We start from the raw sequence: 25,621 nt of genomic DNA on the forward strand, positions 1-25,621 counted from the left end.
GCCCGCTAGAGGGCGGCGACGACGAACTCGACGCTCTCGATGAGGCTGCGCACGTCGTCTGGGTCGATGGCCACGAAGGTCGCGACGCGGATCTGGTTGCGGCCGAGCTTGCGGTAGGGCTCGGTGTCGACGATGCCGTTGGCGCGCAGCGCTTGCGTGACGGCGGTCGCGTCGATCGAGTCGTCGAAGTCGATGGTCACGACGACGCTCGAGCGGTGGTCGGGGTTCGCAACGAACGGCGTCGCGTAGTCGACCCGCTCGGCCCACGCGTAGAGCGCGTTCGACGATTCGCGCGTGCGCTCGTCGGCCCACGCGAGGCCGCCGTTGGTGTTGATCCACTCGATCTGGTTCTCGAGCATGAGCAGCGTCGCGACTGCGGGGGTGTTGAGGGTCTGCGCGAGCCGCGAGTTGTCGACGGCGTTCTTGAGGCTCAAGAACTCGGGGATGTAGCGGTCGGAGGCGGCGATGCGCTCGATGCGTTCGATCGCGGCGGGCGACATGAGGGCGAACCAGAGTCCGCCGTCGGAGGCGAAGTTCTTCTGGGGGGCGAAGTAGTAGACGTCGGTCTCGGCGGCGTCGAACTGGATGCCGCCGGCCGCACTCGTCGCATCGACGACGGTGAGGGCGCCCGCGTCGCCGTGCACGCGCGTCACGGGAGCCATGACCCCCGTGGATGTCTCGTTGTGGGGCCACGCGTAGACGTCGACGCCGTCGACGACCTCGGGTTCGCTGCGCGACCCGGCGTCGGCTTTGAGCACGTGCGGGGCGTCGAGGAAGGGCGCGGCAGCGGCCGCGGCGAACTTCGACCCGAACTCGCCGAACGTGAGGTTCTCGCTGCGGCGCTCGATGAGGGAGAACGCGGCCGAATCCCAGAACGCCGTCGACCCGCCGTTGCCGAGCACGACCTCGTAGCCGTCGGGGAGCGAAAAGAGGTCGGCGAGGCCCACTTGCACGCTCGAGACGAGGTTCTTGACGGGTGCCTGGCGGTGGGAGGTTCCCATGACGTTCACTCCGAGGGCCGTGACCGCGGCGAGCTGTTCCGGCCGCACCTTCGACGGGCCACACCCGAAGCGACCGTCGGCGGGAAGGAGGTCGGTGGGGATGACGATGTCAGGCATGCCCCCCATGTTATCGAGGCGTGTCGAAGGGTGACGCGGCGGCATCCGCTCTGCGCACGAGCGCGCACGGGCGTGCGCCGGCGCGCGCGGGGGGTGGCAGGAATGCCGGGGGGCCGCCTCAGGTTAGGGTTACCTAGGGAGCGAGAGCAGGAAGGGCGCGATGACGGATCTCATTGACACCACCGAGATGTATCTGCGCACCATCTTCGAGCTCGAGGAGGAGAACATCGTTCCCCTCCGGGCCCGCATCAGCGAGCGTCTCGGTCACTCCGGCCCCACCGTGTCGCAGACCGTCGGCCGCATGGAGCGCGACGGCCTCGTGGTCGTCGAGGGCGACCGGCACCTCGAGCTCACCGCCGACGGCCGCGCCAAAGCCACCCACGTGATGCGCAAGCACCGCCTCGCGGAGCGCCTGCTCGCCGACGTGATCGGTCTCGACTGGGCGCTCGTGCACGAGGAGGCCTGCCGCTGGGAGCACGTGATGAGCGAGTCGGTGGAGCGCCGCATCATCGAGATGCTCGACCGGCCGTCGCACTCGCCCTACGGAAACCCGATCCCGGGGCTCGACGAGCTCGGGCAGGAGCCGACCGGCAAGTTCGCCGATGGCGTCGTCAACATCGTCGCGCTCGTGCACGGTGCCGTCGGACCCGTCAAGGGCACGGTGCGCAGGCTCGGTGAGCCCGTGCAATACGAGAGCGAGCTGCTCGAGCAGTTGCGCAGCGCCGGCGTTCTGCCCGGTGCCGACGCGCAGTTCTCGGCCGCGGGGTCGTATGTGCTCGTCGAGGTCGAGGGCTACGAGAACGGCCTCGAGCTGCCCAACGAGGTGGCCATCCACGTCTACGTCGGCATCTAGCGCCGGCCAGGCGAACGGCCGCCGCCCACCGCTCCCGGCGTGGTTGCCGCTCTCTCGCGGGGTCGCCCCTGGGGCTCAAGTACGAGCCGAGAGTACGCACTTTCCGCGAGCGTACGCCGGATCGGGCGTACCCTCGCGGAAATGACGCAGTGTGGGGCGCGCGCCTCGTGTGAACAGCGGATGACGCGGGGCTCCTGCACAGGTGCAAACGCGGGGGTCTGGGCTATTCTGAGGGCCTTGGAGTTCCACCAGTTCTTCGGAGAGCCGAATGTCGAGTAGCCGCAGCATCCAAACCGTGGATGTTCGCGCGCTGTTCTACATACGATTCAGCAGTCGGAGCGGAATGCAGTCATCCGCTCGCACCAGTTAGGCACCGTCACCTCGACGGTGCCTTTTTGTTTGCCTGCTCCCGGGTGAACCGGTCGTGGTCCAAGACACTTCGATTCCCTGCAAGCCGTGCAGGGACGTGGGTCTAAGGATGAGCATGCGCACTTTGGTTCTCAACGCCGGGTTCGAGCCCCTCGCGGTCGTGTCGTTCAAACGAGCTCTCGTGCTCGTCATGAATGGCAAAGCCACCGTGATCGCCGCAGACGAGGAGCACCCGGTCTTCGGGTTGTCTGAGGCGTGGGATCGCCCGTCGGTCATTCTGCTGAGACGGTATGTGCGCATCCCGTCGAACCGCCTCGTGCCGGTGAGCCGCCGCGGGGTGTTGCGGCGCGACGGTCAGCGGTGTGCATATTGCGGCACCACGGCGACGACGATCGACCACGTGTTGCCCCGGTCGCGCGGGGGAGCGGACTCGTGGGAGAACCTCGTGGCGTGTTGCCTCAAGTGCAACAACCTCAAGAGCGACCGCACTCCCGGCGAGATGGGCTGGACGCTGCGCGTGCGCCCGAAGCCCCCGCACGGCACGACGTGGCTCGTGCGCGGGGTCGAGCGCGCCGAGCCCGACTGGGAAGAGTACCTGCCGGCGGCGTAGGGCCCGCTACCCCTGCTTGGTCAGACTCGCGAGCAGCTCGGGCGCGCGCCGGTCGACGATGCGCCCCCCGATGCGGATGCCCGCCACCGTGAGACCTGCGCCGAGCACAACCCCGACGACGAGCGTGATCCAGCCCAGCACGAGGTTACCCGTGACGAGCGCGATGATGCCGAGGATGAGCTCGGGCAGGATCGCGACCAACAGCAGCCCCATGACGGCGAACGAGCTGACGAAGCTGATGGTCGCGGTGCCGGGGATGGTTTTGAACGCGTTGTCGCCGGGGGCCGGGACGGGGAACACGACGCGCGCGGAGGACACGCTCGCGAGACCGAACCCGCTGAGGAGCACCCCGAGGGCGATGCCGAGCACGGGTGCGGCGATATCCCACGATCCGGAGAATGCGGCGGTCGCGAGTGTCGCGATGACGACGAGCGGAACTCCGAAGCTCGCGACGGCGATCACGCGACCGGCGCGGTCGGCGGTGCCGCTGAGGCCCGCGGCGATGTGTGAGGCGAAGGCGGTGTTGTCGAACGAGATGTCGTTGTAGATCGCGAGGGAGAGCGAGAAGGCGATGACGGGCCCGGCGAGCATGAGGAGGCCCGGCGACATGCCTGTGGAGCTCATGAAGATGAGCAGCACCGGGAAGAGAGGCACGATGAGCAGCTGGCGGGAGTAGCGGGGGTCGCGAATCCAGTAGGTGAGGGCGCGGGCGGCGACGGCTCCGGTGGGGGTCGCGGGGAGGGTGCCGAAGAACCCGAGCTTGCCGCGCGTTGCCGCGCCACCGCCGCTTTCGGTGGGAGTGACGAGGGCGCCGGCGAGGCCGCGTCGCCAGAGCAGCGCGAGCACCACGGGGGTCGCGAGGCCGATGACGAATTTGATGCCCGCGGCACCCCAGTCGCCGAGGGCGATGTCGGCGGGCACCGACCAGATGGCGCCGAGCGGGGTGAACGACACGGCGTCGGTGATCAGGGGGAGGCGGTCGGAGAGCGCGTCGAGCCCGGTTCCGACGAAGGAGAGGATCGGCCCGATCAAGATGATGGGGATGAAGATGAGGATGCCCACGAGCTCGCGGTAGCGCCGTTTGGCGGCGACGCGGCGGCTGAGGGTCGCGACGAGGCGCGAGGCGAGGATGCAGGTGGCCACCCCGATGACCGCGCACACGAGTGCCGCGATGGCTGCGAGCGGGTAGCGGAACCACGTGACCGTGGTGGCGAGGGCGCCGAGCAGCGTGACGATTCCGGGGATGCCGAGGAGGCCCGCGAGGGCGAGGCCGGCGACGAGTTTGTTGAGGGGGATCGGGAATGTGACGAGCTGGCTGGGGTCGAGCGTCTGGTCGATGCCGGAGGTGAGCAGCGGCACGACGACCCACCCGATGATGAGCGCGGCGCCCGCGAGCACCACGATCATGCGGGCGGTCTCGGGTTCGGCGCCCGAGAGCAGGGCGAGCCCGACGGTCGCGACGGCGAGTGCGCCGAGGGCGTAGAGCCCGCCGAAGATGGCGCCGACGAGAACCCAGGGGCTGCGTTTGAGCGAGTTGGCGAGCAGCAGCCACCTGAGCTTTAGGAGATGCGCAACCATTCGGGCCCCTCCTCGTGGCTGCGTCCGCCGACGAGGTCGACGAACCGGTCTTCGAGGCTCGAGTCGCCGCGCACAGCATCCACTGTTCCGGCGGTGAGCACGCGGCCCTGCGCGATGATGGCGACGTGGTCGCACATGCGCTGCACGAGATCCATGGAGTGGCTCGAGACGATCACGGTGCCGCCGGTGCGCACGTAGCCGGCGAGGATGTCGCGGATGTTGGCGGCCGACACCGGGTCGACGGATTCGAACGGTTCGTCGAGCACGAGCAACCGGGGCGCGTGCACGAGGGCGCACGCGAGCGCGATCTTCTTGGTCATGCCCGCCGAGTAGTCGACGACGAGAGTGCCGGCGGCCTCCTGCAGGTCGAGCACGCGCAGGAGGTCGGCGACGCGAGTCGCAACGGTCTCCCTGTCCAAGCCGGTGAGAAGGCCCGAGTAGGTGACGAGCTGCTCGCCGGTGAGGCGATCGAAGAGGCGGACGTTGTCGCTCAGCACGCCGACGAGTTTCTTGGCCTCGAGGGGGTGATGCCAGACATCCGTTCCGTGGATGGTGATCTCGCCGGCGTCGGGGCGCAGGAGGCCCGTGGCCATCGAGAGCGTGGTGGTCTTGCCGGCGCCGTTGGGGCCGACGAGGCCGTAGAACGAGCCGGCCGGAACATCGAGGTCGATGCCGTCGACGGCCACCTTGTCGCCGAAGCGCTTGTGCAGGCCGCGGATGCTGAGGGCGGTTTCGCCGTCTGCGCCCGCGGCTCGCGGTGTGGTGTCGGGGGAGGGGATGTGGTCGTCCACGACGTCGTCGCTGAGTCGTGGGGCGTTCGAGGCGTCGGTCACGGATGTCTCGCTCTCGGGTCTTGGGGGCGGCGCGAGCTTTGCTCGGCTCCGCTCACGCTATCGGGCGCGGGTGACGCGCGGCATCCCCCGTGCGACGGATCGGCGCTCGCTGGTCCCTGAGGTTCTCGAAGGGCCCACCGTCGCGATGCGGCTAAACTCAATCCCGCCAGCCTCTGTAGCTCAATGGAAGAGCAGTTCCGTCCTAAGGAAACGGTTGGGGGTTCGAGTCCCTCCAGGGGCACGAATCGAGAAGACCGCACGAGAGCTGCTCGCAACATCGAGTGCCTGCGTGCGGTCTTTTCGATTCGTACCGGTGGGTGGCCCCTCGAACCCCTGGGGTCCCCATTCGCGCAGTCCGCCGCATTCGCTTACGAGATTGACCACTTGCACCCATAACCGCGAATGTGGAGGCGGCACGGATGGGGCGTCGAGTCCCTCCAGGGGCATGAATCGAAAAAACCTACGAAAGCTGCTTGCGACAGCGAGTGACAGCGTGCGGTCTTTTCGAATCGTGGGTGTGGATTGGCCCCGCTTGTACCTGACATCGCATTTTGTGGCCGGTGAGGTCATCCCGCGTGCAATAGCGAGAATAGCCTCCTCAATGGGGCGGGCGAGGAAACCGACAGGTCCCACTTTGGTGGAAAGTAGGCTTCGACCGGATCGGGAGAGGGAGAGAACTTAGCTTTGATGCGGGTCCGAGCGCTTTTGAGTTCGGGGAGTGCCTCGCGGCAATACTTGTCCGTCTCGCAAAACAAGTTCTGCACGTCGATAGCTTGAAGAGGGCGCCCGAACAAGCCATTGAATTCGAGGCCACGTGCGGCGAACTCGGACTCCTGTCGGTCCACCATCCAGTGCACGATGTCGGCGGGCGAGTAGTCGCCCGTGTTCTCGAAGACCTTCTTGATTCCGCGCAGCGCCCCCGGGCCGGGTTGGGTGAAGTCGTTCTCGGAGAAGTCCGTCAGCTCGGAGTAGTTCAGGTCGATGGCGATCTGGTAGGACATGAAGTCGCCCATCAATGGGAACGAGTGCAGCGCTTCGTACACCTCCCGGAGCGAACCTGCGCGCAGGATCTGTTTCTGCAGTTCCTGCGCAGCAAACATGTCGCGGAACAGTTCGATGTGGTTGAGGTGCTTTGTGCCCCGGCCGTAGGCGTTCGTCGCGCACAGAATAAACGCGCCGGTGTAGAGCCTGCCATTCTCGGCGCGTACCGCGTTCAGCGCTTCCTCGAGCCCATCTCCGAGTAGGTCGTCGATGACAGGCTTGCGTCCGAAGTGGCGGACGAGGGACTGCCAGGTGTTGATGTTGCTGAAGGTCCTGAACATCGTTATTTGGAATGCAAGGTCTTCGGCCGCCGTGGTGTCGTCCACGTAGATAACTTCTTTTATCAGTGCTTGGGAGACGCGGTCGGCAGCGCGGTAGACGTTGCAGAACTTGTATGTGTTAAGGATCGGGTCGTCGGTCCAGGGGCCCGGCGTCCCGGCAACACGCTGCTCGTAGACGCGGTGACGCTCAGCGGTGAAGCGCCAGAAGATGTCGTAGACCTCTGCCCGAGGCTTAGGGGGTGTGCGTCCCATCTCACTCCTTCCAGTCCGCGAACTTCGCTAGTTCCGTCGCCGCTTCGCGAATCACCCAGGGGTTTGCCCGCGCGACACTCGTGAGTAAAACCCATGCACTCGCAGCGAGGGCCTCGATCGCCGCAGCTCGCGTCGAGTCATCTGCGCCGCCATCCACCAGCTCCTCCACGGTGCGGAAGTCGCTGAGCACCATGCTACGAGCGGTCTCGACATCGACGGTGTGAGGGTCGCCAGACATGAGCGGGCCAGCAAGAAGCTCGAACCCTCCAGGGCCATCGCTCCACGATGCGAGCCCATCACGTGACTCGACATCGGCCCGGAACGTCATGTGCTTCACGGAGTAGACGAACAGATCCACGGCGGTATCGAATACGACGAGCGGTGCGCCGTTCTCGAGGTCCAGGCGCTCTAGCCGGTCGATCTTCCGGGCAATGTTCGGCAGGATCGACTGCAGCTCCCCACGCCGCTTCCAGCTGTCTCCGTAGGCGTTGGTTTTCACCCGATGCAGCGTGTTCACGAAGTCGGCCAGGTAGCCGTCGGGGGCGGGACTGGTGAGGGCCCGCGCCTGGTCGCGGGACACGAACTCGATGCCCGCCGCGCGGAGGCCGGCATCGACGATGTCGTCGAACCCAGCGGGTTCGCCCCGCTGGTGCGACCAGTACTGATTAATCATCGCCAGGAAGTCGCGGAGCAGAGGGTCAGCGATCTGAGACAGCTCCACCGCCTCGAGCCGACGTCCCGTACGGGTCTGAGCCTCCAGTTCGAACCACTTCGCAAGCGCGAGCTCGAGGTCGCGCAGTGGGGTGGCGAACCGGGCCACGGCAGGTGCCTCGTAGGGGTCAGGCCCGAGCGTACTGCTGAGCATCCGCTCGACGCGGGCAAAGTGACGGTCGTACAGGTGGAGCGAGCCGATGAAGTAAGTGACCTTGCCCGTACCGACGCCGAGCCAAAATGCCACCATCTCCTGGAGGACGCTCCACTCGAAGGTGTTGATTCCGGAAAAGCCCCACACCAAGTCGTTGCTGCGCACTGTCACACCAAGATCGAGGAGCCCGTCTCGGCAGGTGAACTGCAGCCAGTTCGTGCACGGGACATCTTTCGACGGCCGGCTGTCGAGTTCCGGGTCGTAGATGGAGATGACCGCGCGACGACTCTGTAAGTCCCCCGTCAAAGTCTCTACGACCCCCGAGAGTTGGTCGAAACCGCGCCACGCGCGAAGGCGAGGGCCGTAGCCTGCACGCCAGGTGTCCCCGTCGTCGGAGAAGTCTCGTGCCCGTGGCAGGTACTCGGACAGGTCTTCGATGTCGTTTCTGCCGGCGATCACCCACAGCGTTTCGTAGATCGCTGCGAAGGGGTTGTTGTTGCGCCCGGGCACGACGATGCATCGTTCGAGCGGGCTGCGCAGCGTGATGGTTGCCTGGCGCACTTCCCGCGTCAGCGAACCCCGCACACCCACGACCTGCCCGCGAGACAGGATCTCAGCTGCTTGCGAAAGAAACGCGGACTGCGCATTGCGATAATCCATCGCCCCCCCCCCTTCCCTGAGAGCGTATCTGTGCGCCTGCTCGGGCGACCTTCCTGAGAGGGCGAGCCGCGGTTTCGGATCCATCGAATGATTAGGCTCCCCATTACCTGACTCGAATCCTGGGGGGATCTGCATGGCCACGCTTCTTCATCTTTCAGACTTGCATCTCACGGGCGCGGGTCGCCACGTGCCTACCGCGGATCACAAAGACAAGGTCATTCCTCGGGACGTTGCGGGAACTCGGAAGAAGCTGCTCATGTCGAGCCTGCGCGGACTGGATGAGTCTCTGCGCGGCTCCGACGAGTCACTGGATGCCGTCATCGTCACGGGTGACATCACCAACGGGGGAGCGTTCGGAGGGTACGCGGAGCTGACGGAAGTGCTCGACGCGCTCGGTGACAGCCTGCCCGCGCGCGAACGAGTGCTGGTCATCCCCGGCAACCATGACGTGGATCGGGATGCGACAGGCGACGAGCGCTTCGCGGGGATACGGGCCCTTCGCGCAGAGGGCTACTTGGTCGGATGGCTGTCTGAGTCCGAAATGTCCACCGAGCCCGCGCCGGTGTTGACAGCCGCGGACAACAGTTTCGTGTTAGTCGGTCTGAACTCCTCCATCTACTCGGGCTCGCAACTGAACACCGAAGACGGGCTCGCCGCGCACATCGACGAGCTGCGCAAGCGCGCTGACAAGGACCCCGCCATCAGCGCACTCGTCGAAGCGTGGACGGCGCGTGGACGCGCCGATATCGCGCGAATGAGTGACGTCGAGCTCCAAGAAGCGCGCAGCCTCCTCGGGGGGGCGAATGAGAGCGGACCGCTGCGCATCGTTGGCCTGCATCACCAGCTGCTGCCGGTGGGGACGGCCGAGGAGATCAAATCATTTGAGGGAATCCTGAACCTCGGACACTTCCGGCGGTGGCTCGCCGCCAACCAGGTCGACCTGGTTCTGCACGGTCACAAACACAACGGTGCGGTCATGCGCGACCGTATCGACAGCGGGGGTGCGCATCCCCCTCATGAACTGACCATTCTCAGTGCTCCTTCGATCTCCTCGGTTCGAGGAGCGGACGAGCCGTTTGGACAGCTGATCCGGGTGTCGGCCCACCTGCCCCGATTGAGTGAGTACGACGTGGTCTCCGTCCCGGGGGCAGAGTCTGGGGCACCGACACCATTGGCTGCGATGGCCCGGCGATCGCGGCCGTTGGAGGAGTTGACAGCGAATGGGGTCATTTCCGGCGCAACCGTTGATGTTACGTACGCGCGTATCAGCGCGGCACTCCCGCGGCTGACTGAGCTCCCCACTCCGCTGGTATGCCGCATCGAGGATGGTGCTTCGGGGATTGGGCTTCCGAACGCGATGCCGGACATCCCGGCGCCCGGACTGCTACGGGATGAATGGCTGAAGTCGGTCATTGAGTGGTGGCAGCGGGAGCAACCGGGTCGTGCAGCGAAGTTCAATCACGGCCAGTTTCTCCACGTTGCCAGCCGCGGACGTGTCAGTGCCGTTGAACGGATCGTCGAGGAGCTCGGCAAGAAGCCAGGGTCCAGCCGTGCCCTCGCTGTTCTGGTGAACCAGGACACGCTTTCCGACGCGGACGAGTTTCCCTCCTTCATCAGTCTTCAGTTTGTATCGAAGAACGCCCGTCTCGACGCCATTGCTTACTTCCGCAAGCAAGAAATGAGTCACTGGTGGCCCATCAACATTGTCGAGGTCGCCAAAATTCAACAGAGTGTCGTGAAAAGGATGCAGGGCAACATTGGGATCTCCTGCGGGTCCATCACAACGGTGACAGCGATGCCCGTCCTGGGGCTCGGGATGCCGACGGTGTCGGTGCCAGACCTGGACCGCCGCGTGGATAGGCCGGGAGGGATGCTCGACCTGGTGCTGCCGCTATTCGAATCGTCGGTGAGCAGGGTGGAGGTCGAAGCACGTTGGGCGGATGTGTTCGCAGACTGGGTCCCGACCGAAGACGAACCCGCGGAAGGGCCTCCGCGTCCGCTTCTGGGCCTCCTGGAGCTCGCCGAGACGCTTGAGTCCGCCACCCGCGTCTATCCTCACAGTGCAGCCGTGGACAGCCTCGCCAACCGGATCCGCGATCTCCATGAGCACAACAACTCCTATAACGAGAAGAAACTCCGTGACTGGTCCACGCGGGTGCAACGAAGCGCAGCGGATGTGACGGGGGCGCTCAACAGCGTGTTGGACGAACGCGACGCGAGCTGAGGGTCTGTCATCCGAATGGAATGAATGTTTCGGCCGAGTCCGGCGAGGGAGGTGGCGCGCTTCCGGGAGCGGGCGACGACGCTATCGTTCGACCTGACACGCCCGTAAGGCTCATCGTCGTCGGCGGAAACACTTCACTTTCCGTGCCTGCCAGTCCGAGTCGACGTTGCTGGGCGCTGAGGCCTTGGTCACTTCGTTACTCCTCTTTCGCTTCGGCTGTTGGGGCTGTGCGTCCCCAGACTCGCTCAGCGCGCGTGCCCGATCCTGCATTCGGATTTGAGGGCTTGACAGAAGTGTCGGAATATCCGACAGTTATGTCATGAATGATGACAGTTCAGCGGTCGACGCTCGCGGTGTGCCGCAGACCCTCGAGCGAGCGAAGAGCTTGACGCACATAGAAGTCATGCTGCTCGTGCGCAGGGTCATCTGCGACCTAGAAGGAATCGATGACGCCGACATCGACTCCTTTGACATCAACCCGAAAGACGGCAGCCCGCTCGTCGAGAGTCAGCTCGGCGTCGAGGTGTTCAATGAGCTCACCGAGCATCTGAGCGAAACTCCGATCCGCGTCTCGGGCATCGAGGAGTGGCGTTGGTCCTCAGTTGACGGACTGGCATCTGCAGTCGAGATCGCACTGGGAAGGCTCAAGGCGTAGCCATGACTCACATCGTTCGTGCAACCGACCTGGGGGAGGGATGGGTGAAGACGCTTCGCACCGTCTACGACCTTGGCGGCGCCGCAGTGAACGTCATCACGTCTATCGATGCCCCGACCCTGCAGGAAGACGCCTGTCTTCGCGAAGTCCTAGACCGTACACATCAGGGCCAGGTGCAGCGGACATCGAAGATCTACAGCGTCGACACGGTTGCCGGAACGATCTTCCCGCGCGCCCTCTACAGCCCGCCCCCGGGCCGATGGTCGCCCGACAACCGTGAACCGTACGAGCAGGCGGCCCAGCGTCTGTACGAGAGGTACTTGCGGAATTATTCGACATTTCAACGGATCGCCCCGGCCTCGAACGGCAGGGGCATCTACTTCGGCCGGCTCGTGGACTGGGAACTCCCCGACGGCGGGAGGATCAACCAGCTAGATCTCCGCATCCGACACCTTCGGTACGCCCGGGAACACAACGCAACCCAGTGGAACCTGAACGATCTTGTCCTAGCTGAGACGACCGGCCCAGAGACAGCGGGAGCACCCGACGGGCTGCAGATGTACAGGCCCACCGACCATCCGGGTGTCCTCTCCCGAGGGTTCCCTTGCTTGGCGCACGTTGACGTTTCGGTGTATCAGTCGAAGCTGCACCTAACGGCCGTATATCGCCACCAGGCGCTGATCACCAAGGGTTACGGCAACCTCCTGGGCCTGGCAGGGCTCCAGCACTTCATGGCGCAGCAGACCGGCTACGGTGTCGGGGAGCTGTGCATGGTCGGCGGATTCTCGGACGCGGAGCTGAAGACGCCGTGGAGCAAGACCGAGGCTCGGCAGATCCTTGAAGAGGCCGAGGCGGCGCTGAGATGATCCTGCGCACCGGAGTCGACATCTGCAACGTCCCCGTCTTCACGCGTCGCGTTGAGCGAGCTCGAAACGACTTCATCGGCCGGTTCTGGACACCTGTGGAGATCGATCAGAGCGGCGGACGAATGACGTCTCTTGCCGCCCGGTGGGGGGCGAAAGAGGCGACGATGAAAGCGTTGCGGGCGGGTATCGGTAGGGTCGACCCGGTTGACATCGAGGTCGAGCTAAGAGACGGCGTCCCACACCTCAACCTGCGGGACAGCGCGCATGACATCGCCGAATCGCTCGGGTTGGTTACGTGGAGCGTGTCACTGACGCACGATGATTTCTACGCCATGGCCTTCGTCGTGGCAGCAGGAGGTGGAGATGGATAAGGACAGCCGGCGTGAGCCGGCGCAAGGCGCAGACCAGGCCGCAATCGGACAGCGGCTTCGTGACGCACGTGAAGTTCTCGGACTAACGCAGGGGGATGCGGCGACTACCCTCGGTGTTCAGCGGACTAGCATATCTTCGATAGAGGCTGGTAAACGGAACGTCACAGCCACAGAGCTGCAAAAACTTGCAACCCTCTATCGACGCACCGCCGGATGGATACTGGGTGACGAACCGGACGCTGACGTGAGTGCGTCTGCGTTGCTGCGTGCGACTAAGGCGCTCTCGGAGGAGGACCAGCAGCAAGTCCTGAGGTTTGCGCAGTTCCTTGCGGGCGCAGGCCCCGCTCCGAGGAGAGTCGACCCCTCATGAACGACGCCCGGCAGATTCGTCTCGACGCCACCCGCGAGGCCGCACGGCTCCGCCGCGACCTCGGTGTGGCCGCCGACGAACCTGCCGACCCGTTCCACGCCATCAACGAACTCGGCCTTTGGCTGCTGTTCAACGAGCTCGATGGGCTCCTGGGAGCCATGTCGAGGGAAGGAGTCGGTGGCATTCTAATCAATCCGCTGCGGCCGCTCGGGATGCAGCGGTACACGGCGGCTCACGAGCTCGGGCATTGGCGGATGCACCCGGACCACGAAACCACATGGGACAGCGATGAAGAGGTGATGAAGTCCGGCATACGCATCGAGCGCGAAGCGCAGGCGTTCGCCGCGGCATTCCTCATGCCCCGCCGGCTGCTCAACGCCGCCCTTCGCCGCGAGGGGATCAGCCCTGGAGATCTGGTGAGCCCCCACCAGGCCTACGCGATCTCGCGTGATATCGGCGTGAGCTACGAAGCCCTCGTCCACGAGCTGGCCAACATTAAGAAGATCACGCCACAGAACCGCACGACCCTTCTCAAGAAAAGGGTGCGGGACATCAAGGCTGCCCTCGGCGGGTCCGGTGAAACCATCAGCGGTTCGCAGCTCTGGACCGTCGAAAGACAGAACACGAACAACCTCGTCCACCTGCTGGAGGGGGACGAACTATCGGTGACGCTCCCCGAGGCGCCCTCGACGGGGTACCGGTGGGACTTCGATGACGTCAGCGGAAGTCTCGACGTTGTCCGGGACGTTGTCGAACCAAACGCAGAACGCCTCATCGGTGGCGCTCTCACCCGACAGGTCCTGTTTCGTGCGGAGCAGAGTGGGGAGGTCGACGTTGTCGCCCACCTCACTCGGCCGTTTGAGAGGGGGAACGCTGCCGTGGACTCGTTCGCCGTCCGGGCAGAGATCACCCCGACCCCCGCGCGGCAGAGTGCGATGCTCGTCACTGCCACCGGCGTGATGAGCTGATGCAGATTCTCGCCCAGGTGCACAACGGGCACGTAGCCGTCGCAGACCAGGGGATCAGGCCTGTGTGTGTGGCGCTCGCCATCACCGCTGCACACCAACTCGCCCGCTCCAGTGATGAAGCTCTCGCTTCGGAGGCTTTGTGGCATCACGCCCGTGTCCGAGGGCTTACGAGCGACCTGGGAACGACTGTTCAGGCGATAGCGGAGGCGCTCACCGAACAGGGGCAGCCCGAAGAGGCGATATGGCCTTTCGACGCGACGGACCACGGGCCGCAGAGCATCCCAGAAAGCGCGGGCAAACCGCCGTGGCGGACGGGGAGGGTATCGTTTCTTACCCCCACCGTGGACGACGTGGAGTTCGAGCTCGTCGGATCACACCCGGTGGTGGCCGTCCTCGAACTAACAAATGTCTTCTACCGTCTCAAGGGTGCAGTGCTGCCCGACCCTCAAACAGACGCGCCAGGGCTGGGGCTACACGCCGTTGTCCTCGTTGCCGTCGGTCGCGACGTTGAAGGGACGTGGTTTCTGCTGCGCAACTCCTGGGGCGCGCAGTGGGGCGATGGTGGCTACGCTTGGATCAGCGCGACGCACCTAGGAAGTCGCCTCAGACAGGCAGGAACCGTCAGCCCCGATGTCATCCCGTTGACCGCCGGCGTGCAAGAGCTTAGGGCGGCAATCTAGGCGGGGCCTAGAGTTGCCCGCCGCTGCCTGGCCCACTTGCCGAGTGCAAGGAAGCCCACCGGCACTGCACCAAAGGCCAACGCCCGCCGACGTATCGCATCTGTGACATCGAAGTGCTCACGATAGGTACCGGGCTTCTGCACCCACTCCGGGCGCAACCCTATGCCTACAGCGAACGCGAACAACTCCTCAGAATTGTCGGCCATCAGGTGCGACCAGCGATCTTTGCGACCCGCAACGGCAGCCGTGCGCCGCATGTCGTCCACATACACCGTCATGTCTCTCCCCGTGCTCATCGATTCGGGACTGGAGGAGTTGTCGCTCCAGCCAGTTCTCGTGTGAGGTCGAGTATCGACGTTCACCACGCCTGCGGGCTGCCCCGATCTGCGGCCGCTGAGACCGGCAACGCCCTCATCTGCTCGTCTCGTGCATGCAAACCTATCCACCGCGGGCGGGTTACGACTCGGTGCTCGAGCACCGGGGCGATATGACCGCAGCGCAGATGCACTACACGCAGGCTTTTCCGGTGAGCGAGAATCGGCTTCGCTTAATCACGCGCCGACCCGCCGGCACTCATCTGGGGCTGAGCCGTCTGTCATCCTCACTCCAAAGCACACTGCGCCTCCCCGTCGTGGAGACGAGGAGGCGCAGTGTGGCGCGGCGGCTGGAACGTCAGTTCAGGATGAACGTGTACGACGAGGTGTTGCCGGCGACGTCGTAGACGATGAGGGTGTTCTCACCCTTCACACCACCGAAGGTGCCCGGCTTGATGAAGTTGACGTCTGACCACGCGTTGTTCGTGAGGTCTTTCACTTTGCCGTTGAGCGTGACCTTGTCGACCTTGCCTGCGTCGCTCAGCTTGAAGCTGATGAGGTCGTAGCCGGCGCCGTTCGCGACGGAGTAGGCGGCGCCATCCTTGATGGTCGCCTTCGGTGCCGTGGCGTCGATGGTGAACGCGAACGAGCCGGTCTGCGAGATGTTGCCTGCGAGGTCTTGTGCGTTGTACTTCACGGTGTAGGCGCCGTCGGGCAGCGTCACCGTGGCGGTGTGCGTGCCGCTCGCAGCGCCGTTCTGCGCGGACTGCGTGCTCTTGACGAGCTTGCCGTCCTTGTAGATGTTCGCGACGATGCGCTGGAGGCCCTTGTTGTCGGTCGCGTCGACCTGAACAGACAGCGCCTGGAACGGGCCCGCCGTGGTGGGCGAGATCAGCTCGACCTGGGGGCGCACGGTGTCGGGCAGTTCTTCGAGCGTGATGGTGAAGGCGGGGTTCCAGAAGTAGTTGAACGCCTCAGTCGACGAGAACCAGTAGGCACCGTCGCGCTCGGTCACTGTGATATCCGGCTCGCCGTGGTTCGACGCGGTGACCGTCGACACGCGGTAACCGGCAGGCGCGGTAACCCGCACCCCGAGGTCGCCGGGGAGGTGACGGATGTAGCCGCTGGGCTGGAACGACTCGTAGGTGCCGGCTCCGCCCGTGAAGTCGTACTCGGTGGCCGGGTACCAGTCTTGCGCCGAACCCAGCTCGACGCTGACGCCGGATGCGGGAGTGCCGTCGGGGTAGACGACGTTCGCGACGAGACGGAGCGCGCTCATGCCGACGAGACGCTCTTCGCCGTCTTCGTCGATGGTGACCTCGAGCAGACCCTGGGGGCCGAAGTACTCGGCGACGGGCAGGCGTTCGATGTCGGCCGCGCTCGTGGCGCCCGTCGCATCGAAGAGGACCTCACCGGGAGGGTTGTTCGGAAAACCGAGGTAGAGCTTGGCGGGACCGACCGGGATGTCGGTGAAGCGGTACAGGCCGTCCGAGTCTGCGCTGAGGTAGTGACGAGTGCCATTCACGTCGACCAGCTGTGCGGCGAGACTCGTGTTGAGACGATCGGTGTCGCCGCTCGGCGCCGTCTTGGACGTATCGAACAGACCGTCGGCGTAACGGTCATCGAACCGCGTGACCGTCAGGTCGCCGGTCTCACCATCGGTCGGCTCTGCGGCCACGGCCACCAGCGGTGTCGCCACCATCGCCACGACCAAGCCCGCCGCCGCGGGCCATCCCAGAATTCGTGCTGAACGCATGTGTATCTCCATTGTCATATGCCGTAGGGGGAGGGGCCGGGGGGCCCCACACCGAACGTTAGGGAGGATGCTGCACGGGAACTACGCTCCACGGGAATGTTCACCACATCGTCTTCGATGCTTCAGAGGACCGTTACTCCTCGACGAAGAGAGCGCTCGCATCCGCCGGTCTTGTCCTGATTTCGCTCACGGGGTGAGTGGGGTCGAAGTGCTCCCGATCGTCTTGTAAACTGATCACATCAAGGGGAGTACTCCCGTCTGCGGTAGGCCCGTCAATACGATCGCATCATTGCGTTCCGGGCTGCTGGTTCTGATTCGTCGGAGCGGAGGAGACCTTGGCATCTATTTGCCTACCCTTGGAGCGCCTTCATGCAGGTCACACCCCTGATCTGGGTCATCACCATCGCGGTGACGATCCTCTTCTTCGTCTACGAGTTCTTCGCCCACGTGCGCAAACCGCACGAGCCCAGCATCGGTGAGTCCGCCCGGTGGTCGGCCTTCTACATCGGACTCGCGCTGCTCTTCGGTGTCGGCATCGGAATGACCTCCGGATGGACTTTCGGCGGCGAGTACTTCGCCGGCTACCTCACCGAGAAGGCGCTGTCGATCGACAACCTGTTCGTCTTCCTGCTGGTGATGGGGGCGTTCGCCGTTCCGAAGATCTACCAGCAGAAGGTGCTGATGATCGGCATCATCATCGCGCTGGTTCTGCGCGGCGGTTTCATCGCCGTCGGCGCGACGCTCATCGAGAACCTGTCGTGGATCTTCTACATCTTCGGCGCGCTGCTGCTCTTCCTGGCCTACCGCCAGGCGTTCGGAAGCCACGAACTCGACCCCGCGAACAACGGGTTCATGCGCTTCGTGCGCCGCCACCTGTCGGTGACCGACGACTACCACCAAGACAAGCTCACGGTGAAGATCGACGGCAAGCGATTCGTCACCCCGATGCTGCTCACGATCGTCGCGATCGGCTTCGTCGACCTGATCTTCGCGGTCGACTCGATCCCCGCCATCTACGGGCTCACCGAAGAGGCCTACATCGTGTTCACCGCGAACGCCTTCGCGCTCATGGGTCTGCGCCAGCTCTACTTCCTCATCGGCGGTCTGCTCGAGCGCCTCGTCTACCTCGCCCAGGGTCTCGCCGTCATCCTCGCGTTCATCGGTGTGAAGCTCGTCTTCCACGCCCTGCACGTCAACGAGCTGCCCTTCATCAACGGTGGTGAGCCGCTTCTGTGGGTGCCCGAGATTCCGATCTCGTTCTCGCTCCTCTTCATCGGTGCGACGATCACCGTCGCCACCGTCGCGAGCCTCATCAAGACCCGCGGAGATCGAGCCGCCCACGTCGGCGCACCAGATGAGGGCGACATCGCCGCCGTGAAGGAGGAGCGCAAGTGAGCAAGATCTCGAAGTTGGCCCGCCTCGCCCAGAAGGCGCTCGACAAGTCAGGGTCGGGCTCGCAGACATCCGGTTCCGGGCAGAACGACTGGCGTTCGGTCGTGCGCAGCGCGGCGGATGCGCTGACCGGCGACGGCCGGGCCGAGCAGCAGGGTCGACCGAGCTCTGCGCCCGTGCGGCCCGAGCGTGCGCAGCCGTCTGCGAACCTCACCGACGCCGACCGTGCCGCGATCGCGCGCTACGACTACCTGCTTGAGACCGCCGACCCTCGCCAGATCGAGCAGGTGCACCGCGAGGCGTTCGACCGGCTCACTCCTGCCCAGCGGCAGGAGATCCAGCAGCGGATGAATGCAGAGCTGCCCCCGCACGAACGCCCGACCAGCTCAGAAACGGGTGACCTCGCGCGCGCAGCTGCTCGCACGGAGGCAAGCCGCCCGGGGTCGCTTCGCACCCTCCTCGCCCGTGTCGGCGGCGGAACGCGGTCGGGGAGCAGTGGTGGCGGCGGCGTCGGCCGCGGAATGATGGTCGGCGGCGCGGGTCTGGCTGCCGGTGGTTTGCTGGGAGCGGTCGCGGGTGGAGCCATTCTGAGCTCCGTCGCGGGCCCCCTCCTCGACCAGGCAGCGAACCTCGGAGTGGATTTCGACGCACTATCGTCAGGGATCGACGTCGAGGGTCTAACTGGCGGTGTTGACGACCTCGCGTCCGGTGCCGGAGATGCTGTCTCGGGCTTCGGCGACCAGGTCGGCGAGCTGGGGTCGGGGTTCAATCTGCCCGGGCTCGACGACTTCTTCGGGCGGTAAGCGGTAAGCGGTAGGCGGGAGATCTCCCGCCTACCGTTCTCGTTTACTCGTCCGCGCGATTGAGGTCGTCGTCGACGAAGCGCCGGGTCTCGCGGCTGACAGCGCGCAGATACTCCGTCACGACGGCGCGGTCGCTTTCGCTCAGCCCCTGAGCGATCCGGTCGAAGCCGGCGAAGAGCGGCTGCAGTTCGGCGATGATGCGCCCGACCGACTCGGGGGTGGCGTGTAGCTCGACACGGCGGCGATCGGTTGTCGAGCGCTCGCGGCTGACGTGGCCGGCGCTTTCGAGGCGATCCACGAGTTCGGTTGCCGAGGCCGCCGTGATGCCGAGGCGCTGGGCGAGACCGTTCGGCCCGAGGGGTTCGCGGGTCGACATAAGGTGGCCCATCGCCTCGTAATCGGTGTGCTTGAGTCCGAGCCGGCGTGCGAGGGCGGCGTCGAGCTCGGACGCAGAGCGGTTTGCCTCGCGGAACGCCCAGGAGACCTCATCCGCGTCGGTGAGCTCACGCTCGGCGAGCTCCGAAGGGTCTGGCGTCCATGCATCCGACATGTTGACACCCTAGCGTCCTGAACGTATGGTTTCCGAAAGATAAGGATTCCGACCGAAAGGGTGACCATGTCGTCGACCGCCACGGAGAGCCGGTCCCGCCTGCGGCTTCTGCTCATCGCGCTGTGCATCGCGCTCGCCCTCGTGATCGCGGGCAATTCGGCGTTGGCGATCGCGCTTCCGGATGTCGCGGCCGACCTCGATGCGAGCCAGAGCGATCTCACCTGGATCATCGACGCCTACGCTCTCGCTTTCGCCGCGCTCCTGCTGCCCGCGGGCATCGCGGCGGACAGGTTCGGTCGCCGCACGACACTGACCGTCGGCCTCATCGTGTTCGCCGCCGCGAACATCCTCTCCGGATTCTCCGCCGACCCGGAGACCTTCATCGTCTGGCGGGCCGTGGCCGGTGCGGGGGCGGCGGCCGTGTTTCCGGTGACTCTGTCGGCGCTCGTCGACGCGTATCCGAGTGAGCGGCGGGCTTTCGCCATCAGCGTCTGGTCGGCCGTGAGTGGGGCCGGGGCCGTGCTCGGCACCCTCGTGGCCGGGGCGTTGCTCGAAGTGCAGGAGTGGCCGAGCATCCAGATCGTGTTCGGGGCGCTCGCCGCTCTGCTGATCGTTCCGACCTTGGTGCTCGTCGCCGAGAACAAGCGACCGGGGCTCTCTCTCGACCCCTGGGCTGCGGCCTGGTCGGTGATCGGCCTCGCGGCACTCGTGTGGGCCATCATCGGGACCTCGGCGCTCGGCATCACCGACCCCGCCGTGATCGCCGCCTACGCGCTCGCGGCCGGCGCGCTCACCGCGTTCGTGGTGCACGAGCTGCGCACTCGTGAGCCGGCACTCGACGTGCGGCTGTTCCGATCGCGCGGGCTGACCACCGGGTCACTCATCGTCGCGCTGCAGTTCTTCGCATCGCTCGGGTTCTTCGTCATCTCGCCGCAGTATCTCCAGATCGTGGCCGAGTTCAGCCCGCTCGGTGCCGCCGTCGCCCTGCTCACCGTGACCGTCGGGGTGGGCGGCGGAACCGCCCTCGCCGCGGCGATGATCGCGCGAGTCGGGGCGACACCGCCCGGTGCGCTCGGCCTCGGGGTGATGGGAGTCGGCTTCATCCTTCTCGCCGTCGTGCTCGGTGCGGGAGACGCCAACCTCTGGATCGCGGGCATCGGCGTCGTGCTGTTCGGCCTCGGTTTCGGTCTCGCCATCACTCCCGGCACGGTGCTCATCATCGACGGCATCCCCGCCGAACGGCGCTCGGTCGCGAGTGCCGTCAACGACATCACGCGGGAGGTCGGCGGGGTCGTCGGCATCGCGATCCTCGGTTCGGTGCTCGCCGTCGGATACGCCGCACACGTCGAGACGCCTGCGGGGGTTCCCGCCGAAGTAGCCGAGGTGATCGAAGAGAGCGCGGGTGCGGGGCTCGCGATCGCCGAGCAGGCCCCGGTCGGAGGTGAGGCGCTCGCCGCAGATATCCGCAGCGCCTTCGAAGAGGGGACCGCCGACGCCATGAGGGTCGCGGGCATCGTCACGCTCGGTGCGTCGGTACTCGTCGCCGTGATCGGGCCGCGCGGGCGCCGGCGAGAGGTCGGCGATTCAGAGCCGCAGCGGATGTCCGCTCAGTAACCTGCGGCCATGAGCGTGGAGTGGCCTCTTCTCGGTCCGCCGCATGCGGTGGACGACTTCATCCGCCCCATGCCGTGGGGGTCGTCGAACTACACCGTGATCGCGGCGCCGCCCTCGCTCGTCGAGGCAGCGGAAGCGCTCGGCACGAGGCGGGTCGCGGGTGAGCTCGAGGGTGTCGAGGTGAACGTGGCCCTCAACCGTGCCCCGGTATTCTCAGGCGTCTTCATCTGGGCGGGAGCATCCCTGCTGCGGCGGTTGCGCCTCGAGGTGGGAGACCCGGTCACGGGGTTTCTCTCGCCGATCGACCCCGACGAGGTTCCCGTCGCGGGCGACCTGGCGGAGGCATTAGCGGATGCCGGGCGCCGAGACGTGTGGGACGGCCTGCCGCCGACGGTTCGGCGGCGCCATCTCGTGCCGATCGACTCCGCGGCCACCGAGAAGACCCGGGCGAAGCGGGTTCGGGCGCTCGTGGAGGGGCTGTAAGGGCTGCGCCTGGGTAGGCGTTACGCGTCGGGCCGCGACCACGCGACCGCGATGAGGCGCTTGAGCACCTCGAGGTCGACGTCCTCGAGCTTCTTCACGTAGACGCAACCGGCGCCCTCGGTGAAGGTTCCGAGGGAGGGGAGAAGAGCGGCACCCTCGGAGAGATCCTTGAGGCCGTAGATCGAGAGGGCGGCCTTGCGCGGGGAGAACGCGACCTTCGGCCAGTCGCCGTGGGTGCGCGGGTTGGCGGGGGAGACGTAGCGGTAGCTGCCGTAGCCGACCATCGAGGGGCCCCACATCACGGGCTCCACGCCGGTCACCTCGCGCAAGATCTCGGCGAGGCGCAGGCCGTCGTCGCGTCGGCGCGCGGGGGTCGCGGCGGCGAGAAAGTCGTCGACGCTCGCATCCGTCGGGCCGGTCTTGTTCTCTGCCATGAGGCCAGTGTGGCACTCGCGCAATCGATGTGCCCGTGCCGCTTGACCTTGACGCGGCGTCAACCTCTAGCGTGGCTCGCATGGAACGGTCGATTCAAGAAATCGCTCGGCTCACGGGCATCACGAGTCGCGCGCTACGGCACTACGGCGAGCTCGGCCTCGTGCCACCGAGCCGCATCGGCAGCAACGGCTATCGCTACTACGACGAGCGCGCGCTCGTGCGCCTGCAGCGCGTGCTGCTGCTGCGCGACCTCGGGCTCGGATTGCGCCAGATCGCAGATGTGCTCGCCCACGAGAGCGACGAAGCATCCGCTCTCACCACCCACCTGTCGCTGCTGAGGCAGGAGAACGACCGGCTCGCGCGGCAGATCGCCGCCGTCGAGCACACCATCGCCAGCATCCAGAGAAAGGACGACCTGATGGCAGAGACGATGTTCGACGGCTTCGACCACACGCAGCACAAAGCCGAGGTCGAGGAGCACTGGGGCGCGGACGCCTATGCGCGCTCCGACGCCTGGTGGCGCGGCATGAGCGACGACGAGAGGCGGCAGTGGATGTCGCGGGTCGACGAACTCAACCGGCACTGGACGGATGCCGCGGCAGTCGGCACCTCCGCAGGCTCCCCCGAGGCGCAGCAGCTCGCGGCGCGCCACCTCGACTGGCTGCGGAGCGTGCCCGGCACGCCCTCCGGCGACGACTTCGCCGACTACGTGCGCGGGCTCGCCGAGATGTATGTCGCCGACGAGAGATTCGCGGCGAACTACGGCGGAGTGGCGGGCGCGGAGTTCGTGCGGGATGCGCTGGTGGGGCGTCTCGAATCTGCGAGCTAGGGGAGGGGTGCCGGGCGCTCGTGTTGGGCGTGCCCCGGGGTGCCGATAGCGTAAACGCGTGACGATGCCTCCTTCGCCCCACTCGCCCGTGTTCGATTCGACCCGCGATTCGACCCGCGATTCGACTCGCGATTCCAGCCGCGACGCCACGCGCGAGGCTGTCGACAGCGCCCTCCGATCGGATGTGGGCCTGCTCGGCCGCCTTCTGGGGCGCGTGTTGCGTGAGTCGGGAGGGGAGGACCTCTACCGCGATGTCGAGCAGCTGCGGGCGCTCGTGATCGACGCCTACGAGACCGGAAACGACGCGGGCATCGCCGACGCCGAGACGCTCGTGGCGGGGTTCTCCGCCGAACGGGCGGAACAGGTCGCGCGGGCGTTCACGTGCTATTTCCATCTCGCCAACCTCGCCGAAGAGCACCACCGCGCCCGGGTGCTGCGCGCGCGGGAGGCGGTGTCGGCTGTCGTCGCCGACTCCATTCCCGGCGCTCTCACTGAACTCACCGACGAGCTCGGCGAAGAGGAGGTCGCGCGCCGACTCGCCGACCTGAGGTTTCACCCGGTGCTCACCGCGCATCCGACCGAGGCTCGCAGGCGGGCCGTGTCGACCGGCATCCGTCGCATCGGCGACCTTCTGGGCGAGCGCGATGCCACGACGGAGGGCACGGTGTCGGGCGCCGACGTCGAGCGCCGCCTGCTCGAAGAGATCGACGTGCTGTGGCGCACCTCGCCGCTGCGCACCAAGCGTCCGACCCCGCTCGACGAGGTGCGCACCGCGATGAGCATCTTCGACCAGACGATGTTCGAGGTCGTGCCGCGCGTGTATCGCAAGCTCGACGACTGGTTGCGCGGCGACGACGCGGGGCTGCAGCCCGCCATCGCGCCCGCGTTCTTCCGGTTGGGCAGCTGGATCGCCGCCGACCGCGACGGCAACCCGTTCGTGACCGCCGACGTCACCGGCGAAGCCGCCGAGATCGCGGCCGAACACATCCTCCTCGGTCTCGAGCGGGTCGCGCTGCGCGTCGGCCGCTCGCTGACGCTGAGCGACGAGGGAACCCCGCCCTCGGCAGACCTCCTCGCGCTCGCCGACACGCAGCAGCAGCTCGCCCCCACCCTGTTCGCGCAGGTCGGCACCCGGGCACCGTTCGAGATGCACCGGCGCGTTCTGCTCGTGATCGCCGGGCGCATCGCGGCGACGCGCACCCACAACGATGAGCCGATGGCCTACCGCGAGGCGGCAGAGCTGCTCGCCGACCTGAGGGTGCTGCAGGAGTCGCTGCGGTCGGCCGGCGCGCACCGCAGCGCGAACGGTGAGCTTCAGGGCCTCATCTGGCAGGTCGAGACCTTCGGGCTCCACCTCGCCGAGATGGAGGTGCGGCAGCACTCGCAGGTGCACCGCGAGGCGCTGAAGGAGGCGAAGGCGGCAGCGGAGTCGGGTGCGGATGTTTCCGTGGCCGGCGCCGATGGGACGGGCGGCGCCGCCGAACTCAGCGACATGACCGTCGAAGTGCTCGATGTGTATCGCACGATCGCTCGCCTGCAGAAGCGCTACGGCACGCAGCCTTTCTCGCGCTACATCGTCTCGTTCACCCAGTCGGCTGCCGACATCAAAACCGTTTACGAGCTCGCCGCCCTCGCCCTCGGTGCGGATGACGCCCCGGTGATCAACGCCATCCCGCTGTTCGAGACGTTCGCCGACCTCAGTGCGAGCGTGTCGATTCTTGACGAGATGATCCAGCTTCCCGAGGTGCAAGCGCGTCTCGCGGCGACGGACCGCCGGCTCGAAGTGATGCTCGGATACTCCGACTCGTCGAAAGACGTCGGGCCCGTCTCGGCGACCTTCGCCCTGTTCGACGCCCAGTCGCGCATCGCGACGTGGGCCCGCGAGAACGACATCACCCTCACGCTGTTCCACGGCCGCGGCGGAGCTCTCGGCCGCGGTGGGGGGCCGGCCAACGAAGCGGTGCTCGCGCAGCCGCCCGGATCGGTCGACGGTCGCTTCAAAGTGACCGAGCAGGGTGAGGTGATCTTCGCCCACTACGGCGACAAGAAGATCGCCGCTCGCCACATCGAGCAGATGGCGGCGGCCACGCTCCTGGCGTCTGGCCCCTCGAACGAGCAGAGGAATGCATCCGCCGCCTCGCGATTCGCTCCGATGGCGAAGGTGATGGATGACGCGTCCCGCGCGCGATTCTTCGACCTCGTGAAGGCTCCCGGGTTCGCCCCGTGGTTCGCCCAGGTGACCCCGATGGAGGAGATCGGTCTGCTCGCGCTCGGATCGCGACCGGCCCGCCGCGGCCTTTCGGTCGAGTCGCTTGCCGACCTCCGCGCCATCCCGTGGGTGTTCGCGTGGACTCAAGCCCGCATCAACCTCACCGGGTGGTTCGGGCTCGGATCGGCTCTCGCCGCCGTCGGCGACGCTGCCGATGGCGATGACGCCGAGCTGCGGGCGGCCTACCGGGACTGGCCGCTCTTTCGGTCGATGATCGACAACGTCGAGATGTCGCTCGCCAAAACCGACGGCAGGCTCGCGGCGCGGTACCTCGCGCTCGGCGATCGCGACGACCTCGCCGACCTCGTGATGGACGAGATGCAGCTCACCCGCGAGTGGGTGCAGCGCGCCACCGGACGCGACAGCATTCTCGAGACCCGGTCGGTGCTGCGCCGCGCGGTGCGCTTGCGCAGCCCCTACGTCGACGCGCTCTCGCTGCTGCAGCTGCGAGCCCTGCGGGCCCTCCGTCATCCCGGCGAAACGGGGGCGACCGACGCCGACCGTCAGTTGCTGTTGCTCACCGTGAACGGAGTGGCCGCGGGGCTGCAGAACACCGGCTGACGCGGGGATTGTGCGGGCTGT

Annotated in this window: 24 protein-coding genes and 1 tRNA gene; 16 read left to right on the plus strand and 9 right to left on the minus strand. The window is 66.3% G+C overall.

All coding sequences use genetic code 11. The features are described from left to right. Nucleotides 1-5: 5 nt before the first annotated feature. The gene (serC, locus tag ACLHIH_RS13955) at nt 6-1,118 is read right to left on the minus strand and encodes a phosphoserine transaminase (protein ID WP_411317451.1); all 1,113 of its coding nucleotides are present in this window, start codon (nt 1,116-1,118) and stop codon (nt 6-8) included. 160 nt (nt 1,119-1,278) lie between these two features. Between serC and ACLHIH_RS13960 the strand changes: the two genes are divergently transcribed. Then, nucleotides 1,279-1,971 carry a metal-dependent transcriptional regulator gene (locus ACLHIH_RS13960; protein ID WP_411317452.1) on the plus strand — a complete coding sequence of 231 codons (693 nt, stop codon included), beginning with the start codon at nt 1,279-1,281 and terminating at the stop codon, nt 1,969-1,971. 484 nt (nt 1,972-2,455) lie between these two features. Further along, entirely contained in the window at nt 2,456-2,950 is a 495-nt protein-coding gene (locus tag ACLHIH_RS13965; protein WP_411317453.1) for an HNH endonuclease, read from the plus strand. 6 nt (nt 2,951-2,956) lie between these two features. On the opposite strand, the gene ACLHIH_RS13970 is transcribed toward ACLHIH_RS13965, so the two are convergent. Together ACLHIH_RS13970 and ACLHIH_RS13975 are read right to left on the minus strand one after the other, a co-directional pair. Next, nucleotides 2,957-4,528, minus strand: coding sequence for a transporter (locus tag ACLHIH_RS13970; RefSeq protein ID WP_411317454.1), 1,572 nt, complete (start codon nt 4,526-4,528; stop codon nt 2,957-2,959). After that, a complete protein-coding gene (locus tag ACLHIH_RS13975) occupies nt 4,510-5,307 on the minus strand; it encodes an ABC transporter ATP-binding protein (RefSeq protein ID WP_411317488.1) in 798 nt (265 codons plus the stop codon). Before ACLHIH_RS13975 ends, ACLHIH_RS13970 begins: the two co-directional genes overlap by 19 nt. Before the next feature lie 223 nt (nt 5,308-5,530). Here ACLHIH_RS13975 and ACLHIH_RS13980 point away from each other — a divergent pair. Next, a tRNA-Arg gene (locus ACLHIH_RS13980) sits at nt 5,531-5,602 on the plus strand. A gap of 325 nt (nt 5,603-5,927) precedes the next feature. Here ACLHIH_RS13980 and ACLHIH_RS13985 read toward each other — a convergent pair. After that, nucleotides 5,928-6,935, minus strand: coding sequence for a nucleotide kinase domain-containing protein (locus ACLHIH_RS13985; protein WP_411317455.1), 1,008 nt, complete (start codon nt 6,933-6,935; stop codon nt 5,928-5,930). 1 nt (nt 6,936) lies between these two features. After that, on the minus strand, nt 6,937-8,460 hold the full coding sequence (locus tag ACLHIH_RS13990) for a thymidylate synthase (protein WP_411317456.1): 1,524 nt from the start codon (nt 8,458-8,460) through the stop codon (nt 6,937-6,939). Nucleotides 8,461-8,593: 133 nt separating this feature from the next. Here ACLHIH_RS13990 and ACLHIH_RS13995 point away from each other — a divergent pair, with 133 nt between their 5' ends. The 7 genes from ACLHIH_RS13995 to ACLHIH_RS14025 all read left to right on the plus strand — a co-directional run bounded on the left by ACLHIH_RS13995 (nt 8,594) and on the right by ACLHIH_RS14025 (nt 14,594). Beyond that, nucleotides 8,594-10,684 carry a metallophosphoesterase gene (locus ACLHIH_RS13995; RefSeq protein WP_411317457.1) on the plus strand — a complete coding sequence of 697 codons (2,091 nt, stop codon included), beginning with the start codon at nt 8,594-8,596 and terminating at the stop codon, nt 10,682-10,684. 355 nt (nt 10,685-11,039) lie between these two features. Further along, nucleotides 11,040-11,339, plus strand: a complete 300-nt coding sequence (locus tag ACLHIH_RS14000) for a hypothetical protein (RefSeq protein ID WP_411317458.1) — start codon at nt 11,040-11,042, stop codon at nt 11,337-11,339. 2 nt (nt 11,340-11,341) lie between these two features. Next, nucleotides 11,342-12,205, plus strand: a complete 864-nt coding sequence (locus ACLHIH_RS14005; RefSeq protein WP_411317459.1) for a hypothetical protein — start codon at nt 11,342-11,344, stop codon at nt 12,203-12,205. Continuing rightward, nucleotides 12,202-12,576 carry a holo-ACP synthase gene (locus ACLHIH_RS14010; protein ID WP_411317460.1) on the plus strand — a complete coding sequence of 125 codons (375 nt, stop codon included), beginning with the start codon at nt 12,202-12,204 and terminating at the stop codon, nt 12,574-12,576. Before ACLHIH_RS14005 ends, ACLHIH_RS14010 begins: the two co-directional genes overlap by 4 nt. Next, the gene (locus tag ACLHIH_RS14015; RefSeq protein ID WP_411317461.1) at nt 12,569-12,946 is read left to right on the plus strand and encodes a helix-turn-helix transcriptional regulator; all 378 of its coding nucleotides are present in this window, start codon (nt 12,569-12,571) and stop codon (nt 12,944-12,946) included. The genes ACLHIH_RS14010 and ACLHIH_RS14015 overlap by 8 nt, the downstream gene beginning before the upstream one ends. Beyond that, nucleotides 12,943-13,914, plus strand: coding sequence for an ImmA/IrrE family metallo-endopeptidase (locus tag ACLHIH_RS14020; RefSeq protein ID WP_411317462.1), 972 nt, complete (start codon nt 12,943-12,945; stop codon nt 13,912-13,914). The genes ACLHIH_RS14015 and ACLHIH_RS14020 overlap by 4 nt, the downstream gene beginning before the upstream one ends. Next, nucleotides 13,914-14,594, plus strand: coding sequence for a C1 family peptidase (locus ACLHIH_RS14025; RefSeq protein ID WP_411317463.1), 681 nt, complete (start codon nt 13,914-13,916; stop codon nt 14,592-14,594). The genes ACLHIH_RS14020 and ACLHIH_RS14025 overlap by 1 nt, the downstream gene beginning before the upstream one ends. Here the strand turns inward: ACLHIH_RS14025 and ACLHIH_RS14030 are convergent. Both ACLHIH_RS14030 and ACLHIH_RS14035 read right to left on the minus strand, forming a co-directional pair. Further along, nucleotides 14,591-14,890 carry a DUF4031 domain-containing protein gene (locus tag ACLHIH_RS14030; protein ID WP_411317489.1) on the minus strand — a complete coding sequence of 100 codons (300 nt, stop codon included), beginning with the start codon at nt 14,888-14,890 and terminating at the stop codon, nt 14,591-14,593. The genes ACLHIH_RS14025 and ACLHIH_RS14030 overlap by 4 nt on opposite strands. A 376-nt stretch (nt 14,891-15,266) precedes the next feature. Continuing rightward, nucleotides 15,267-16,664 (minus strand): Ig-like domain-containing protein, encoded by a 1,398-nt coding sequence (locus ACLHIH_RS14035; RefSeq protein ID WP_411317464.1) that lies wholly within the window; start codon nt 16,662-16,664, stop codon nt 15,267-15,269. A 369-nt stretch (nt 16,665-17,033) separates the two neighbouring features. Between ACLHIH_RS14035 and ACLHIH_RS14040 the strand changes: the two genes are divergently transcribed. Together ACLHIH_RS14040 and ACLHIH_RS14045 are read left to right on the plus strand one after the other, a co-directional pair. Further along, a complete protein-coding gene (locus ACLHIH_RS14040) occupies nt 17,034-18,059 on the plus strand; it encodes a TerC family protein (RefSeq protein WP_411317465.1) in 1,026 nt (341 codons plus the stop codon). Then, entirely contained in the window at nt 18,056-18,859 is an 804-nt protein-coding gene (locus tag ACLHIH_RS14045) for a hypothetical protein (protein ID WP_411317466.1), read from the plus strand. The genes ACLHIH_RS14040 and ACLHIH_RS14045 overlap by 4 nt, the downstream gene beginning before the upstream one ends. 43 nt (nt 18,860-18,902) lie before the next feature. Here ACLHIH_RS14045 and ACLHIH_RS14050 read toward each other — a convergent pair whose 3' ends face one another. Then, nucleotides 18,903-19,409 carry a MarR family winged helix-turn-helix transcriptional regulator gene (locus ACLHIH_RS14050; protein WP_411317467.1) on the minus strand — a complete coding sequence of 169 codons (507 nt, stop codon included), beginning with the start codon at nt 19,407-19,409 and terminating at the stop codon, nt 18,903-18,905. A gap of 66 nt (nt 19,410-19,475) precedes the next feature. Between ACLHIH_RS14050 and ACLHIH_RS14055 the strand changes: the two genes are divergently transcribed. Continuing rightward, nucleotides 19,476-21,023, plus strand: coding sequence for an MFS transporter (locus tag ACLHIH_RS14055; protein WP_411317468.1), 1,548 nt, complete (start codon nt 19,476-19,478; stop codon nt 21,021-21,023). A 9-nt stretch (nt 21,024-21,032) separates the two neighbouring features. Beyond that, nucleotides 21,033-21,506 (plus strand): YdeI/OmpD-associated family protein, encoded by a 474-nt coding sequence (locus ACLHIH_RS14060; RefSeq protein WP_411317469.1) that lies wholly within the window; start codon nt 21,033-21,035, stop codon nt 21,504-21,506. Nucleotides 21,507-21,526: 20 nt separating this feature from the next. Here the strand turns inward: ACLHIH_RS14060 and ACLHIH_RS14065 are convergent, their stop codons facing one another. Beyond that, nucleotides 21,527-21,940, minus strand: coding sequence for a DUF1801 domain-containing protein (locus ACLHIH_RS14065; RefSeq protein WP_411317470.1), 414 nt, complete (start codon nt 21,938-21,940; stop codon nt 21,527-21,529). A gap of 80 nt (nt 21,941-22,020) precedes the next feature. Between ACLHIH_RS14065 and ACLHIH_RS14070 the strand changes: the two genes are divergently transcribed. Then, nucleotides 22,021-22,770: a MerR family transcriptional regulator gene (locus tag ACLHIH_RS14070; RefSeq protein ID WP_411317471.1), complete on the plus strand. Its 750-nt coding sequence runs from the start codon at nt 22,021-22,023 to the stop codon at nt 22,768-22,770. Between the two features lie 58 nt (nt 22,771-22,828). Continuing rightward, the gene (locus ACLHIH_RS14075; protein ID WP_411317472.1) at nt 22,829-25,600 is read left to right on the plus strand and encodes a phosphoenolpyruvate carboxylase; all 2,772 of its coding nucleotides are present in this window, start codon (nt 22,829-22,831) and stop codon (nt 25,598-25,600) included. Nucleotides 25,601-25,621: the final 21 nt, after the last annotated feature.

Source organism: Marisediminicola sp. LYQ134 (assembly GCF_046599635.1).
Taxonomy (GTDB): Bacteria; Actinomycetota; Actinomycetes; order Actinomycetales; family Microbacteriaceae; genus Marisediminicola.

What these genes read in the sequence shown, in the direction of transcription:
- ACLHIH_RS13960 (WP_411317452.1), top strand. Translation starts at nt 1,279, where the DNA reads ATGACGGATCTCATTGACACCACCGAGATGTATCTGCGCACCATCTTC.
- ACLHIH_RS13985 (WP_411317455.1), bottom strand. Translation starts at nt 6,935, where the DNA reads ATGGGACGCACACCCCCTAAGCCTCGGGCAGAGGTCTACGACATCTTC.
- ACLHIH_RS13995 (WP_411317457.1), top strand. Translation starts at nt 8,594, where the DNA reads ATGGCCACGCTTCTTCATCTTTCAGACTTGCATCTCACGGGCGCGGGT.
- ACLHIH_RS14065 (WP_411317470.1), bottom strand. Translation starts at nt 21,940, where the DNA reads ATGGCAGAGAACAAGACCGGCCCGACGGATGCGAGCGTCGACGACTTT.
- ACLHIH_RS14015 (WP_411317461.1), top strand. Translation starts at nt 12,569, where the DNA reads ATGGATAAGGACAGCCGGCGTGAGCCGGCGCAAGGCGCAGACCAGGCC.
- ACLHIH_RS14005 (WP_411317459.1), top strand. Translation starts at nt 11,342, where the DNA reads ATGACTCACATCGTTCGTGCAACCGACCTGGGGGAGGGATGGGTGAAG.
- ACLHIH_RS14030 (WP_411317489.1), bottom strand. Translation starts at nt 14,890, where the DNA reads ATGAGCACGGGGAGAGACATGACGGTGTATGTGGACGACATGCGGCGC.
- ACLHIH_RS14010 (WP_411317460.1), top strand. Translation starts at nt 12,202, where the DNA reads ATGATCCTGCGCACCGGAGTCGACATCTGCAACGTCCCCGTCTTCACG.
- ACLHIH_RS14025 (WP_411317463.1), top strand. Translation starts at nt 13,914, where the DNA reads ATGCAGATTCTCGCCCAGGTGCACAACGGGCACGTAGCCGTCGCAGAC.
- ACLHIH_RS14060 (WP_411317469.1), top strand. Translation starts at nt 21,033, where the DNA reads ATGAGCGTGGAGTGGCCTCTTCTCGGTCCGCCGCATGCGGTGGACGAC.
- ACLHIH_RS13970 (WP_411317454.1), bottom strand. Translation starts at nt 4,528, where the DNA reads ATGGTTGCGCATCTCCTAAAGCTCAGGTGGCTGCTGCTCGCCAACTCG.
- ACLHIH_RS14070 (WP_411317471.1), top strand. Translation starts at nt 22,021, where the DNA reads ATGGAACGGTCGATTCAAGAAATCGCTCGGCTCACGGGCATCACGAGT.
- ACLHIH_RS14020 (WP_411317462.1), top strand. Translation starts at nt 12,943, where the DNA reads ATGAACGACGCCCGGCAGATTCGTCTCGACGCCACCCGCGAGGCCGCA.
- ACLHIH_RS14055 (WP_411317468.1), top strand. Translation starts at nt 19,476, where the DNA reads ATGTCGTCGACCGCCACGGAGAGCCGGTCCCGCCTGCGGCTTCTGCTC.
- ACLHIH_RS14035 (WP_411317464.1), bottom strand. Translation starts at nt 16,664, where the DNA reads ATGCGTTCAGCACGAATTCTGGGATGGCCCGCGGCGGCGGGCTTGGTC.
- ACLHIH_RS14050 (WP_411317467.1), bottom strand. Translation starts at nt 19,409, where the DNA reads ATGTCGGATGCATGGACGCCAGACCCTTCGGAGCTCGCCGAGCGTGAG.
- serC (WP_411317451.1), bottom strand. Translation starts at nt 1,118, where the DNA reads ATGCCTGACATCGTCATCCCCACCGACCTCCTTCCCGCCGACGGTCGC.
- ACLHIH_RS13990 (WP_411317456.1), bottom strand. Translation starts at nt 8,460, where the DNA reads ATGGATTATCGCAATGCGCAGTCCGCGTTTCTTTCGCAAGCAGCTGAG.
- ACLHIH_RS14040 (WP_411317465.1), top strand. Translation starts at nt 17,034, where the DNA reads ATGCAGGTCACACCCCTGATCTGGGTCATCACCATCGCGGTGACGATC.
- ACLHIH_RS13965 (WP_411317453.1), top strand. Translation starts at nt 2,456, where the DNA reads ATGCGCACTTTGGTTCTCAACGCCGGGTTCGAGCCCCTCGCGGTCGTG.